Raw genomic sequence first — 13,941 nt, 5'->3', positions numbered from 1 at the left:
GCACTGCGGTCGGTTAGGGGGTGACGGCGGAGGGGCGCTGGCGGTCGGTGCCGGCGGGGGCGCCCCCCAGGGCGGTGTACAGGCTGACCTGGGCGGCCTGCAGGGCGTAGGCCACCTGCACCGCCTGCTGCGCGGCGCCCAGCAGCTCGCGCTGGGCATCCAGCACGTCCAGGTAGGGCGAGGCACCGTTGTCATAGCGCAGCTGGGCCAGGCGGTTGCGCTCCTGCAGCACCTGCAGGTTGTCCTGCTGCACGCGCAGTTGCTGCGCCAGGAAGTGGCGCGCCGACAGGGCATCGGCCACCTCGCGGAAGGCGGTCTGCACGCTGCGCTCGTAGCTGGCCACGGCGCTGTGCTGGCGCACCGTGGCCAGGTCCAGGTTGGCGTGGCGGCGTCCCCCGTCCAGGATGGGCAGGGAAATGCTGGGGGCAAAGGTCCAGGCCTTGCTGCCGCTGTCGAACAGACCGTCCAACTGGGCGCTGGCCGTACCGAAGCTGCCAGTCAGCGCAATGCGCGGGAAGAAGGCCGCGCGGGCGGCCGCCACCTGGGCGTGGGCGGCCTGCAGCTGGTGCTCGGCCGCGACGATGTCGGGCCGCGCCTGCAGCAGGTGGGAGGGCAGGCCGGCCGGGACCTCGCCCAGGATGGCCGCCCCGGGTGGCAGGGCCGGCAGCGGGTCGATCGCCTGGCCCGTGAGCTGGCCCAGGGCATGGACCTGCTGCGCACGCGCCTGCTGCAGCTGCACCACCAGGGCATGGGCCTGGTTGTACAGGCTTTGCACCTGGGTCAGCGCGTATTTGGAGGTGCTGCCGACCTCATGGCGGCGCGTGAAGATGCGCTGGGTTTCGGCCCGGGTGTCCAGCGTGCTGCGCGCCAGGTGCAGGCGCTCGTCGGTCTCGCGCAGCGCCAGGTAGCTGCGGGCCACCTGGCCCAGCAGCGTCAACTGGGCGGCCCGGGCCCCGGCGGCGCTGGCCAGGTACTGCTGCAGGGCGGCCTCGTCCAGGCTGCGCACGCGGCCCCACAGGTCCAGCTCCCAGCTGTTGAGGCCGACGAAGACTTCATGGTCGCTGCCGGTGACCGGGCGGCCGCTGACGTTCAGATCGCCGGGCACGCGGGCCCGGGCATGGCTGCTGCCCACGGCCACCGTCGGAAACCGGTCGGCGCGCTGCAGGCCGTGCACGGCGCGCGCCTCTTCGACCCGCAGCAGCGCCAGGCGCAGGTCGCGGTTGTGGGCCAGGGCCTGGGTCTGCAGCTGGGCCAGCGTGGGGTCCTGCACCCACTGCTGCCAGTCGGGCAAGGCGGCCGTCACCGGGGTGGCATGGCTGTCGGACGGCCACTGGCCGGGCAGCACGGCGGGGTCGGGTTGCGCCAGGGGGGTGGCACCAGGGGCACAACCACCCAGCAGCAGGGCACATGCCAGCAGCACCGCCAGGCGGACGGGAGTGGCAGGGGGCAGGCAAACGGAGGTGTTCATGGCAAGCATGGGTGTGCAGCGGGTGGTGGTTCGCAGCGGCGCCACCAGGTCCGGCCAGTCTGCAGCGCCGCCGCAAGGCGGTGGCGGGCTGGTCGGAGTCTGCAGTGGGAGCAGGAGGGGGCGGCAGCGCCGGGTCGCAAGACCACCCGGTGCGGATTGGCAGGATTCACCAGCCTAATGTTACAGCCTTGCCGCCCGGCGGGGACAAAGGCCAGCGGTGCCACTAGGGTTAGCACCGGGGGGATGTTTCCAAAAGTTGCGCGCTGCGGCCATACTGTCGAGTTGGCCGTCGCGTGGGGCCTGCGTTCACAGGGGCAGCCAGCGCTGCCACCAGACGGGTGCGGGGGCCGGGCGGGCGACGGCCCCGTAGGCCTGCAGCAGCGGCAGCAACTCGGCATCGCCGCGGGACTGCGCGGCCTGCAGCGGGCTCAGGCTGCCCAGCTCCGCAGGCAGGTTGGGGTCGGCGCCATGCTCCAGCAGCAGACGTGCGACCTCGGCATGGCCCTGCAGCAGGCTGGCGACCAGGGCCGTCTGCATCACCTCGGGGTGCTGGTAGTCGACGTCCACCCCGGCACTCAGGTGGTAGCGCACGCAGGCCGCATCGCCGCGCTCGGCTGCGTTGTACATGTCTTTCCAATCACCGCCTCCACTGGCCATGGCACCTCCTCGTTGGTCCATCCTCCCGCCCTTGTAGTGCAAGGCCCGGGGTTCGCACAGCGGGATTTCGCGCAGTCGGCGCGGGAAGGGAGGCCGGGAGCGCCTGGTTGCGTGGGCTGCGGCGGTGAAAAAAAGTTCTTTGCAGGTCCCGGGTGCCGCGGGCCCAGGGCTGTGCCCGGCGCTGCCGTGGCACGGGCGGTTTATCGGGTGCCCGTGGCGCGAGGATTGAACCGGCGTGGCCGGGCATCATCCGCCGCCGAGCGCATCTGCACGCAGATGGCAGCCCGGGGCTGCAAACGATGTGGCAGGCGGGCGCTGTGCCGCTCAGAACCTGGGCAGGTCCGGGTGGCTGATCTGGCCGCCGCGCACCAGCATCTTGCCGTACTCGGCGCAGCGGTTGTGCGTGGGGATGACCTTGCCGGGGTTCAGCAGGCCGGCCGGGTCGAAGGCGGCCTTCAGGGCGAACATCTGCTGGTTCTCCTCGGTGGTGAACTGGGTGCACATGCTGTTGAGCTTTTCCACGCCCACGCCGTGCTCGCCGGTCACCGTGCCGCCCATGGCCACGCTGGTCTCCAGGATGTCGGCGCCGAACAGCTCGCAGCGGTGCAGTTCGTCGGCGTCGTTGGCATCGAACAGGATCAGCGGGTGCAGGTTGCCGTCGCCGGCGTGGAACACGTTGGCGCAGCGCAGCTGGTACTTCTTTTCCATCTCCTGGATGGCCAGCAGGATGTCGGCCAGGCGCTTGCGCGGGATGGTCGAGTCCATGCACATGTAGTCGGGGCTGATGCGGCCACTGGCGGGGAAGGCGTTCTTGCGCCCGCTCCAAAAGCGCAGGCGTTCCTCCTCGCTCTGGCTCACGCTGATGGCCGTGGCGCCGGCGGCGCGCAGCACCTCGCTCATGCGGGCGATCTCTTCCTCCACCTCCTCGGGCGTGCCATCGGATTCGCACAGCAGGATGGCCTCGGCCGTCAGGTCGTAGCCGGCGCGCACAAAGTCCTCGACGGCGGCGGTCATGGGTTTGTCCATCATCTCCAGCCCGGCCGGGATGATGCCGGCCGCGATCACGGCGGCCACGGCGTCGCCGGCTTTGCGCACGTCATCGAAGCTGGCCATGATGCAGCGCGCCAGCTGCGGCTTGGGGATCAGCTTGACGGTCACCTCGGTCACCACGGCCAGCATGCCCTCGCTGCCGATCATGGCGGCCAGCAGGTCGTAGCCGGGCGCGTCCAGCGCGTCGGAGCCGAACTCGACCGGTTCGCCCTCGATGGTGAAGCCTTTGACCTTCAGCACGTTGTGCACCGTCAGACCGTATTTCAGGCAGTGCACGCCGCCGGAGTTCTCGGCCACGTTGCCGCCGATGGTGCAGGCGATCTGGCTGCTGGGATCGGGGGCGTAGTACAGGCCGTAGGGCGCAGCGGCCTCGCTGATGGCCAGGTTGCGCACGCCGCACTGCACCACGGCCGTGCGGCTGTAGGCATCGACCTTGAGGATCTGGTTGAACTTGGCCAGCGACAGCGTCACGCCCATGGCGTGGGGCATGGCGCCGCCGGACAGGCCGGTGCCCGCGCCGCGTGCCACCACGGGCACGTTGACAGCGTGGCAGGCCTTGAGCACCGCCTGGACCTGGTCATAGGTCTCGGGCAGGCAGACCACCAGCGGGCGCTGGCGGTAGGCGGTCAGGCCGTCGCACTCGTACGGTGTGGTGTCTTCGGCATTCCACAGCAGGGCGTGCTCGGGCACATGCTGGCGCAGGGCGGCCACGACTTCGGCCTGGCGGGTGGCGCGTTCGGAAAGGCTGGGGCTGGTCATGGCGCCGACTGTAGGGCAAGCCGTGGCGCGGTGCTGTGATTTTTTTGGCAAGCGGCTGTGAAAGCGTCACCGGCACGACCCCGGGGGGCGTCCAGGTACTTCAAAATCAGGAGCTGCTGACGCTGGTCCTGCTTGCGTTAACTGCCAATTCGACTCAAAAAAGCATCAGCCCACGGTCTTGGCCAGCCACTCGGCGAAGGCCTGGCATTCCCAGCGGTCCATGGTGCCGGTGCGCCAGCACAGGTAGTGGGCATGGGGGCTGGCCACGTCCAGGTCGAACAGGCGCACCAGGGTGCCGTTGTCCAGCCAGGGGGCGCCGAGCTTGAGGCGCACCGGCGCCACGCCCATGCCGGCGGCGGCGGCGTCGCACAGCAGGCCCACATCGTTGAACTGCGAGCCCTCGCTGGGCTCGGCCCAGTCCAGGCCGGCAGCCTGGAACCAGGGGCGCCAGGATTCCAGCGGGCTGCGCAGCAGCGGCAGCTCCTGCAGGTCCTCGGGCTTGGTGATGGGGCCGTGCTGGCGCAGAAAACTGGGCGAGGCCACGGGCGTGTAGACGTCGCGGGCGATCTCCAGGTGTTCCACGTCCGCGTAATGGCCAACGCCGTAGCGCACCATCAGGTCGGCATCCTCGGCCACCACGTCCAGCAGCGGGATGGCGACCTGCAGCGTCAGGTCGATCTCGGGGTAGGCCTCGGTGAACTGCGCCAGGCGCGGGATCAGCATGCAGCGCGCAAAGGTGGGCGTGACCGCGATCTTCAGCCGTGCGCGGCCGCTGGCTACCGGGTGGTTGGGGAAGCACTGCAGCGCCCCTAGGCCTTCGCGCACCTGCTGCAGGTAGTTCTGGCCGTCGGTGGTCAGCGAAAAGTCCGTGCGCCCGAACAGCTGCGTGCCCAGCACCTGCTCCAGCTGGCGCACGCGGTGGCTGACCGCGCTGGGCGTGACGCTGAGCTCCTCGGCCGTCAGCGTCACGCTGCGCAGGCGTGCCAGGGCTTCAAAAGTCAGCAGGCACTGGATGGGCGGGATGCGCCGGGCCGAGCGGCTGTCAAAGAAGCGGCTGGGGCGTTGGCCGTTGCTGCGGGGTGTGGACATGGCGCGGGGTGGTGGCTGCGGTTGGAAAAGCAAGAAGCGCTTGCGGTTGCGGGTTTCCAGGTCGACAACCGGGAACCCAGCAACGGCAAGCGCTACCTGCTGCGATGTGCTTCGCTCAGCGGAACACCACGGTCTTGTGGCCGTTGACCAGCACACGGTGTTCGCTGTGCCACTTCACGGCACGCGCCAGCACCTGGCTTTCGGTGTCCTGGCCGCGGGCGGTCAGGTCTTCCACGGTGTCGGTGTGGTCGGCACGGGCCACGTCCTGCTCGATGATCGGGCCTTCGTCCAGATCCGCGGTCACGTAGTGGGCGGTAGCGCCGATCAGTTTCACGCCACGGTCATGCGCCTGGTAGTAGGGCTTGGCACCCTTGAAGCTGGGCAGGAAACTGTGGTGGATGTTGATCGCACGTCCGGACAGTTTTTGACACAAGTCATTAGACAGGACCTGCATATAACGGGCCAGAACGACCAGCTCGGCCCCTTCCGCCTCGATAATCTCGAACTGCTTGGCTTCGGCCTGGGCTTTGGTGGCGGCAGTCACCGGAATGTGGTGGAACGGGATGTTGTAGCTGGCGGCCAGTTGGTAGAAGTCGCGGTGGTTGCTGATGATGGCCTTGATGTCGATGGGCAGCAGGCCGGATTTCCAGCGGAACAGCAGGTCGTTCAGGCAGTGGCCCTGGCGGCTGACCATCAGCACGGTCTTCATGCGCTCCGATTCGGCGTGCAGGCTCCACTTCATCTCGTAGGTGTCGGCCATGACGGCGGTGGCCGCCTTCAGGCCGGCCAGGTCGGTGTGCTCGCAGGCAAACTGCACGCGCATGAAGAACAGACCGGTGGCGCTGTCGTTGAATTGGGAAGCTTCTTCGATGTTGGCGCCTTGCTCCAGCAGGAAGCCGGAGACGGCATGCACCAGACCACGGCGGTCGGGGCAGGACAGAGTAAGGATGTAGGCTTGGGTCATAGCGGGGGCAATTGTCGCAGCATGGCCGGGGTCAAGAGGGGATTGAGGGAATACATGCAACACGAGGACGCAGTCCCGCATCTGGCACCCTGGCGGGCGCTGGTGCTGTATCTGGTGGTCGGCCTGCTGTGGTTTGGCGCAGGGGACGCGATCATGCCGCAGCTGGTGCAGGACCGTGCGCTGTATCTGCTGCTGCAGCAAGGGCAGGACTATGTGTTCGTGCTGCTGTCGGGCTGCTACGCGGCCTGGCTGGTGCTGCGGACCATGCGCGCCGAGGCACGGCGCAGCGCCGACCGCCAGGCCCTGGAGGCCAGCGAGGAAAAGCTGCGCCTGGCGCTGGATGGTAGCGGCAGCGGCATGTGGGACTGGGACATGGCCCAACGGCGCCACACCTTCTCGCAGGGTGTGGCCAAGCTGATGCGCTACGAGGGCTGCAACTTTTCGGCGGAGTTTCGCTTCAAGCCGCGCATCCACCCGGACGACCGCGCCATGGTGGGCCAGGCGGCCCAGGCCACGCTGGAGCAGGGTGTACCGTTTGTGGTGACGGCCCGCGTGCTGTGCTTTGACGGGGCCTACCGCTGGTTCGAGGCCCGCGGCACCCGCCACCTGGACGACCGCGGCCAGCCCGTGCGCTTCTCCGGCATCATCACCGACAAGACCCAGCAGCGCGCCGAGGAAGACCGCCTGCGGCTGGCGGCCAGCGTGGTAGAAAACACCGCCGAAGGCATCGTGGTGACCGATGCCAACAGCCACATCCTGTCGGTCAACCCGGCCTTCTCGCGCCTGCTGGGCTACGAGGCGGCGGAGCTGATCGGCAAGCGCCCCTCGACCTTCAAGTCCGGCCTGCACGACAAGGCCTTCTATGACGAGATGTGGAGCAGCCTGCACCGCAGTGGCCACTGGCGCGGGGAAATCTGGAACAAGCGCAAGAACGGCGAAATCTTCCCGGAGCGCATGTCGCTGAACGCGGTGCGCGACCCGCAAGGCCATGTCTCGCACTACGTGTGCATGTTCACCGATATTTCCGAGGAGAAGCAGCGCGAGCGCCAGCTGGAGCATCTGGCCCACCGCGACGCCCTGACCGGCCTGGCCAACCGCAACTGGTTCGTGCAGGAGCTGACGCGCTGTGTGCACCACGCGGTCGAAACGCGCGAGCGCATGGCGGTCATCCTGCTGAACCTGGACCGTTTCAAGGACGTGAACGACAGCTACGGCCACTCCGTGGGCGACGAGGTGCTGCGCCACATCGCGCGCCAGGTGCAGTCGGCGCTGCGGCCCGGGGACCTGATCGCGCGCATGGCGGGCGACGAGATCGTGGTGCTGACGCGCCACCTCAAGCACCGCAAGGAAGCCTCGGACATCGCCGAGCGCTTGATCCACGCGGCCGCCCAGCCCTGGAAATCCCCCGATGGTTTTGCCGTGGTGGTCAGCGGCAGTGCCGGCATCTGCTGCTACCCCGAGCACGCCCAGGATGCGGCCCTGCTGGTGCAGGGCGCGCACGCTGCGGTGTACGGTGCCAAGGACGGCAAGGGCGGCAGCAACCAGTGGTGCTTCTTCAACGAGGACATGACCCAGGCCGCGCGCGAGCGCATTGCGCTGGAGTCGCGGCTGCGCAATGCCGTGGCCCAGGGGCACCTGCAACTGTTCTACCAGCCGCAGATCGACATCGCCACCGGGGGCCTGATCGGCTGCGAGGCCCTGGTGCGCTGGTTCGACCCGGTGGACGGCATGATCTCCCCGGCGCGCTTCATCCCGGTCGCGGAGAGCACCGGGCTGATCGGCCCCCTGGGCGAGTGGGTGCTGGGCGAGGCCTGCCGCCAGGCCCAGGCCTGGAGCGGTCAAGGGCTGCCCGACATCTCGATCGCGGTGAACCTGTCGCTGCACCAGTTCCTGCTGACCGACATCGTCGGCTGCACGCGCCAGGCGCTGGCGCGCTCGGGGCTGCCCGCCGGGCGCCTGGAGCTGGAAATCACCGAAAGTGCGCTGGCCGCGCGCCCCGACGAGGCGCTCACGGTGCTGCGCGGGCTCAAGGACCTGGGGCTGCGCCTGGCGATCGACGACTTCGGCACCGGCTATTCGTCGCTGGCCCACCTCAAGCGCTTCCCCATCGACCTGCTCAAGATCGACCAGAGCTTCATCCGCGACATCCCGCAAAGCGCCGACGACATGGCCATCAGCCATGCAGTGATCGCCATGGGCAAGAGCATGGGCATGGAAGTGCTGGCCGAGGGCGTGGAAACCGCGGCGCAGCTGGAGTTCCTGCGCCAGCACGGCTGCCATTTCTACCAGGGCTATTTCTGCAGCCGCCCCCTGCCGGTGGGCGAATTCACCGTGCTGCTGGAAGGCGAGGCCCAGCGCCGTCGCCAGGAAAGCCTCAACAGCCTGGGTCTGGGCATCTAGGCCCGGGCGCCGAGCCGCCTCCTCCGGGCGGTCGGTGCGCCCGCGGCGCAGCCCTCAGTGCATCACGACGGGGTTCTGCGCCAGCTGGGCGTAGCGCTCCAGCGTGTCCTCGACCTCTTCCTCGCTGGGCGATTCGCGCTGCCATTGCTGGATCTGCTGCTGGAACAGCTCGGCCCAGGAACCGTCCAGGTAGACCTCCTTGCCCGAGCGCTTGTCCACGATCTCAAAACCGTGGCGGGGCAGGCCGGGGGCGCTGGTCTGGCCATCGGTCAGCAGGATTTCTGCGGGCAGCCCGAGATCGGGTTGCAAGTGGAGCACCACAAAAGTGTCGGAGTCGTAAAGCATTTGCATGGTGGTCCTCCTCTCTTGCCGTTTCGCGGGCCATGCCGGGTGGGCGGTGGCCCTGCCAGCCAGTTGCGGGCGAGACGGTCAGTTTCAAGGTGCCCGGCGGCGACCGGGCAACTCCAGTATTCCACGAATGGCCGGTCCGCAACGGCTGGCCTGGTCGGCGCAGGTCAGGGCTTGCTGTGGGACTGCAACTTCAGGTCCAGCTCGTCGCGACCGCCGTCCTCAAGCATGCGGATGCGCACCGGCAGGTACTGCAGGCCGGGCGCCAGCCACAGTGCCGACTGCAGGCCGTCGGCCGCACCGCTGTCCGAGCTGTGCTCCAGCTTGATGGCGCTCATGCGGCCGGCGGGCAGCTGCAGTTCTTCGGTGCCGCGCACCGTGAAGGTCCAGGGCGCCACCCGGCTGCTGCTGGCGGCCTGCACCGTGATCTGCGTGCCCGCGGGGTAGCGCTGCGGCGCGGCGGCCAGCATGCCGGCCACCTGGAAGAACACGCTCATGCGGTCCTGGGTGCCACGCTGCCAGGGCGCCGGATCGCTGCCCCGGCTGAAACGGATCTGGCCCGCGGCGGCGTCGAAGGTGGTGCTGTACTCCTTGCGGCTGCGGTCCAGGAAGATCTCGGGTTGCAGGCCCTGGGGGCCGATGCTGCCGACGCTGGACTGGCGCCGGCTGCCCAGCACGGGGATCTGCACCTCCTGCGCGGCTTCGTAGCGCTGGCCCTGGGGCAGCCAGTCCAGCTGGGCCCGGGTCTGGTAGGGCAGGCCCTTGAACTTGCCCTGCACCGTGAACTGCAGGCGCGCCGCCGCCGGCGCACGCCAGGCCAGGCTGGCCTCGGGGCGCAGCGTGCCCTGGGCGTTGCGCACTTCGATCGGCGCGGAGGCGGGCTGGGCATGGCTGGCTGTGCCACCCAGGGCGGCGGCGGTGGACAGCAGGGTCAGCAGACCCAGGCGCCAGACAGGCGCGGCACGGAAGCAAGGGTGCAGTGGCATGGGCGAACCTTAGAATTTGCAGCTTACGCAGTGTGAGCCTGCAGCCGCCGGTGGCGGGCCGCATCCGGGCGGCTGACGCCACGGGCGTTGGCTCACTCGCACCCTTCCATTCTTGCAGCAGCCCACGCCGTGTGCTGCTGTATGGCCTTCCGGTCTACACCGCATTGCACATGAAACTTGCCACTTACAAAGACGGCGCCCGCGACGGGCAACTGGTCGTCGTCTCGCGCGACCTGCGGCTGGCCCATTACGCCACCGGCATTGCCTCGCGCCTGCAGCAGGTGCTGGACGACTGGGGCTTCATGGCGCCCCAGCTGCAGGACCTGTACCACCAGCTGAACACCGGCCGTGCGCCGCATGCCTTTGCCTTTGACCCCATGCAGTGCATGGCACCGCTGCCGCGCGCCTACCAGTGGCTGGAGGGCGGGGCCTACCCCTCGCACCTGGCGCTGACCCAGCCGGACTGGGCCCTGCCCGGCACCGAACCCGTGCTGCGCCAGGGCGCGGGCGACAGCCTGTCCGGCGCCTGCGAGGAGGTGGTGGTGCCCAGCGCGGCCCTGGGCGTGGATTTTGGCGCCGGCCTGGCTGCGATCACCGGCGATGTGCCGATGGGCAGCACGCCCGAGCAGGCGCTGTTCGGCATCCGCCTGCTGATGCTGTGCAACAGCTGGAACCTGCGCCAGTTGATGCCCACGCCGCCGGAGGCGGGCTGGGGGCCGGTGCACGCTTGGCCGTCTCTGGGCTGCAGCCCGGTGGCGGTGACACTGGACGAGCTGGGCGAGGCCTGGCGCGGTGGCCGCGTGCACCTGCCGCTGCACAGCAGCTGGAACGGGCGCAAGGTGGGCATGTGCGAGGCCGGCGAGGACATGGCCTTCCACTTCGGCCAGCTGCTGGCCCAGGCCTGCAAGACGCGCAGCCTGCGCGCCGGCACGGTGGTGGGCAGCGGTGTGGTCAGCAACCAGGGTGTGACCAGCGGCCGGGGCGCGGCACGGCGCACGGAATGGTCCAAGGGCTTTCACAGCATCGCGGAAAAGCGCGCCATGGAGCAGCAGCAGCAGGAGCAGGCCACGACCGGCTTGCTGCAGTTTGGCGACACGGTGCGCATCGAGATGAAGGGCAAGGATGGCCAAAGCCTGTTTGGCGCCATCGACCAGACCCTGGTCTCGCCGCAGGGGGACGGCAGCGGCAGCTGAGGGCCGCCCGGATGGCCACGGCGCGTGGCACGATTGGATGAATAAATGGGCATCTGACGCAGGATGGATCAGCGTCAGATGCTATTTTTTTGTGTTTCTCAGGGCAGCTCGCGCAGCGTCAGCGTCAGGTGGTCGCCGTTGGACTCCTGCATCTGGATGCGCACCGGCGCGTAGCCCAGTGCGGGCGCCAGCCACAGCAGGGCCTGCTCGCGGTCGCCGGACTGGGGCGCGCGCTGCAGGCGCAGCGTGGCCAGCGGGCCGCTGGGCAGCTCCAGGGTGTCGGTGTCCTGCACGCGGAACTGCCACCTCTGCAAGCTGCGCGATCCCAGGGTGGGGATCTCCACCAGGGTGCCGGGCGCGCGCAGCGCGGGCAGGTGTTCCAGCAGGGCGGACAGCTGCAGGAACACGCTCAGGCGGTCCTGGGTGCCGGGGCCGATGGCGGCCGGTGGGCGCTCGGGCTCGAAGCGGGCCAGCTGGGCCTCCCAGTCCAGCGTGGCGCTGCGCAGCCGGGTCAGCCGGCGGTCGTCAAAGCGCTCGGGCTGGAAGCCCTCCGCGCCGATGCGGCCGCGGCTGGTCTGCTCCAGCGAACCCAGCAGGAAGGCGCTGATGGACTGGCGTGCCTGGTAGCGGCCGCCCTCGGTGTGCCAGCTCAGCTCGGCCTGGGCGTGGTATTCCAGCCCCTTGATCCAGCCGTGCACGCGGTAGCGCAGGGCCTGGTGCTGGGGCGTGTCCGTCGCGGCGGCGGGCAGTGCTACTGCCAGTGGCTGGCCGTCTGCGCCGCGCACCTGCCAGTGCGGGGCGCCAGCGGGCGTGTCTGCAGGGCGGCTGTCTTGCGCGGGGGCGGCTTCGGGGGGCGTGGGGTCGTGGTCCGCCACGGCGGCCGCCACCGGGTCTGGCTGCGGCGGGGCGGGCATGTCCGTGGCGGGGGCTGGCACGGGCAGGGGCGCAGGCGCCGCCGGGGTGGCCGGACGTGCCCGTGTCTGGCGCACGGGGCGGGGCGCCGGTGGTGGCGGGGCGGGTGCCGCCACGGGCGGGCTGATCCACACCGTGTCCAGTCGCGCGACCTCCGCCGGCACGTCGGGCTGGGCCTGGGTCCAGGCGTCACCCGGCCCCCACAGCACCAGCAGGTGCACGACCAGCACGGCGGCCGCAATCAGGCCAATGTTCCGGGGGGGCATGCGGCCTCAGTCCAAGGCGCGCTGGCGGCGCATGGTCAGGCCCAGCACGGCCAGGCTGATCACCGCCCCCAGGCCGCCGAGCACCGGAAACACGGGAATGCCGAACAGGTGCACCTGCGAGGCCAGCAGCGTCGGGCCGATGCCCAGGATGAAGGCGCCGGCGACCACGGCCAGCGACAGGCGCGTGGCGGCGCGCTCCAGGGCGGTGGACAGGCGGTGCAGGTGGCGCACCTCCATGTCCACGCCCAGGCGCCCCTGCTTGAGGCGGTACATCAGCAAGCGCAGGGTCTTGGGCACATCGGCCGCCATCTCGTACATCTGCCGGCTGGCCGCACGTTGCTCGCGCAGCAGGCGCCGCGGGGTGTAGCGGGCGCGCATCTGCTCGCGCACCAGGGGCGCGGCGGTGCGGATCACGTCGAAGTCCGGGTCCAGCTGCAGCAGCACGCGGTCGGCGGTGACCAGGGCCTTGAACAGCAGGGCCATGTCGGGCGGCATGGCGATCTGCGATTCGCGCGCCAGGTCCATGAATTCACTGATCGAGTCACCCAGGCGCAGCGGGCCGCTGCCGCGCCGGGCGATGTAGCGCTCGACGGCGGATTCCATCAGGCCGATGCTGACCCGGCTGTCGCCCGTCCATTCCAGCAGCACCATGACCAGGCTGTCGGCATCGCCTTCGACCAGGGCGCGCAGCAGCACCAGGAACTGGTCGCGTCGGTGGGGCGAGAGGTGGCCGACCAGGCCGAAATCGATGAAGCCCACGCGGTTGCCCGGCAGGGCGAAGAGGTTGCCGGGGTGCGGGTCGGCGTGGAACAGGCCGTCGCGCAGCACCATGTGCAGGAAGGCATGGGCCCCGCGCTGGGCCAGCAGGCGGCCGTCGAACCGGGTGTCGCCCGCGGCGCGGTTGGCGGGGATGCCGTCCAGCCAGTCCTGGACCAGCAGCTCGGGCGTGCTCAGCGCCCAGACGACGCCCGGGATGGCGATGTCCGGATCGCCGGCAAAGGCCTGGGCCACCAGTTCGTTGCTGCGGCCTTCGATACTGAAGTCCAGCTCCTCGCGCAGGGCGTCGCCGACCTGGCGCGCCACGTCGCTGGGGCGGTAGCGCTCCAGCTGCGGAAAGCGTTCTTCCACCAGGGCGGCCACATGGCGCAGCAGGCGGGCATCGGCTTCCAGCCCGGCGCGGATGTCGGGGCGCTGCACCTTGACCGCCACCTCGCGCAGGCTGCCGTCCGGGCGGCGCAGCTGGGCGCGGTAGACCTGAGCGATGGAGGCGGCGGCGATGGGTTCGGGGTCAAACCGGACGAAGGCCTCGTGCACCGGGCGGCCCAGCTGGGCCTCGATGTGGGCCTGCATCACCGACCAGGGCTGGGGCGTGGCCTGGGTGTGCAGGGTTTCCAGGGTGCGGGTCCATTCGCGCGGCAGCAGGTCGGAGCGCGTGGCCAGGATCTGGCCCAGCTTGACGAAGCTCGGGCCCAGCGCCTCGATGGCCAGGCGCACGCGTTCCGCGCGGCTGAGGGCGGTGTGGGCCGCCTCCGCCTCGGCCTCGGTGCTGCGCCAGGTCGACCAGCGCGACAGGCCCAGCGAGTGCACCACGTCGGCCAGACCGAAACGCAGCAGCGTGCCCACAATCTCTTGCAGGCGGGCGCGGTCCCGGACGGCGACGACGGCGGTGTGCAGCATGGGCATCTCCTGGTGGCTGCCCCAAAGCATAAACCCAGGCACCGGCCCTGGCCGGCGTGCTGCGCCGGGCACCCTTGGAAAAAGGAGCGGCTGGCGCAGGATTTACAGGCATTTCGCGCTGTTTTGGTGTGAAAGCCTAATCCTGCCGCGCGCGACGCGCTCTCTTTTTTCA

The 13,941-nt window shown here is 69.8% G+C and carries 11 protein-coding genes; 2 read left to right on the top strand and 9 right to left on the bottom strand.

Annotated features, from left to right (window positions below; translation table 11 throughout):
• Positions 1-13: 13 nt before the first annotated feature.
• The 5 genes from KAQ61_RS14925 to purU all read right to left on the bottom strand — a co-directional run bounded on the left by KAQ61_RS14925 (position 14) and on the right by purU (position 5,987).
• The gene (locus tag KAQ61_RS14925) at positions 14-1,468 is read right to left on the bottom strand and encodes an efflux transporter outer membrane subunit (RefSeq protein WP_210929688.1); all 1,455 of its coding nucleotides are present in this window, start codon (positions 1,466-1,468) and stop codon (positions 14-16) included.
• 306 nt (positions 1,469-1,774) lie between these two features.
• The gene (locus KAQ61_RS14920; RefSeq protein ID WP_244982909.1) at positions 1,775-2,125 is read right to left on the bottom strand and encodes an ankyrin repeat domain-containing protein; all 351 of its coding nucleotides are present in this window, start codon (positions 2,123-2,125) and stop codon (positions 1,775-1,777) included.
• A 324-nt stretch (positions 2,126-2,449) separates the two neighbouring features.
• Complete coding sequence (locus KAQ61_RS14915; RefSeq protein WP_210929687.1) at positions 2,450-3,934, bottom strand: FAD-linked oxidase C-terminal domain-containing protein; 1,485 nt, start codon at positions 3,932-3,934, stop codon at positions 2,450-2,452.
• Between the two features lie 165 nt (positions 3,935-4,099).
• Positions 4,100-5,023 (bottom strand): LysR substrate-binding domain-containing protein, encoded by a 924-nt coding sequence (locus tag KAQ61_RS14910; RefSeq protein ID WP_042418680.1) that lies wholly within the window; start codon positions 5,021-5,023, stop codon positions 4,100-4,102.
• A gap of 115 nt (positions 5,024-5,138) precedes the next feature.
• The gene (gene purU / locus KAQ61_RS14905) at positions 5,139-5,987 is read right to left on the bottom strand and encodes a formyltetrahydrofolate deformylase (RefSeq protein WP_042418682.1); all 849 of its coding nucleotides are present in this window, start codon (positions 5,985-5,987) and stop codon (positions 5,139-5,141) included.
• Positions 5,988-6,041: 54 nt separating this feature from the next.
• On the opposite strand from purU, the gene KAQ61_RS14900 reads away from it, so the two are divergent.
• Positions 6,042-8,387, top strand: coding sequence for a putative bifunctional diguanylate cyclase/phosphodiesterase (locus KAQ61_RS14900; RefSeq protein WP_210929686.1), 2,346 nt, complete (start codon positions 6,042-6,044; stop codon positions 8,385-8,387).
• Positions 8,388-8,441: 54 nt separating this feature from the next.
• Here KAQ61_RS14900 and KAQ61_RS14895 read toward each other — a convergent pair whose 3' ends face one another.
• Both KAQ61_RS14895 and KAQ61_RS14890 read right to left on the bottom strand, forming a co-directional pair.
• A complete protein-coding gene (locus KAQ61_RS14895) occupies positions 8,442-8,738 on the bottom strand; it encodes a BTH_I0359 family protein (RefSeq protein ID WP_154164160.1) in 297 nt (98 codons plus the stop codon).
• A gap of 164 nt (positions 8,739-8,902) precedes the next feature.
• Positions 8,903-9,721 (bottom strand): DUF3108 domain-containing protein, encoded by an 819-nt coding sequence (locus KAQ61_RS14890; RefSeq protein ID WP_210929685.1) that lies wholly within the window; start codon positions 9,719-9,721, stop codon positions 8,903-8,905.
• A gap of 170 nt (positions 9,722-9,891) precedes the next feature.
• Between KAQ61_RS14890 and KAQ61_RS14885 the strand changes: the two genes are divergently transcribed.
• Positions 9,892-10,914: a fumarylacetoacetate hydrolase family protein gene (locus KAQ61_RS14885; protein ID WP_210929684.1), complete on the top strand. Its 1,023-nt coding sequence runs from the start codon at positions 9,892-9,894 to the stop codon at positions 10,912-10,914.
• Between the two features lie 98 nt (positions 10,915-11,012).
• Here KAQ61_RS14885 and KAQ61_RS14880 read toward each other — a convergent pair whose 3' ends face one another.
• Together KAQ61_RS14880 and KAQ61_RS14875 are read right to left on the bottom strand one after the other, a co-directional pair.
• Positions 11,013-12,092: a DUF3108 domain-containing protein gene (locus KAQ61_RS14880; protein ID WP_210929683.1), complete on the bottom strand. Its 1,080-nt coding sequence runs from the start codon at positions 12,090-12,092 to the stop codon at positions 11,013-11,015.
• 6 nt (positions 12,093-12,098) lie between these two features.
• Positions 12,099-13,769, bottom strand: a complete 1,671-nt coding sequence (locus KAQ61_RS14875; protein WP_210929682.1) for an ABC1 kinase family protein — start codon at positions 13,767-13,769, stop codon at positions 12,099-12,101.
• Positions 13,770-13,941: the final 172 nt, after the last annotated feature.

The sequence above is a fragment of the Comamonas aquatica genome (genome assembly GCF_018064205.1).
Taxonomy (GTDB): Bacteria; Pseudomonadota; Gammaproteobacteria; order Burkholderiales; family Burkholderiaceae_C; genus Comamonas; species Comamonas aquatica.
Note: the sequence above shows the minus strand (reverse complement) of the source record. Positions and strands in the feature narration are given on the sequence as shown.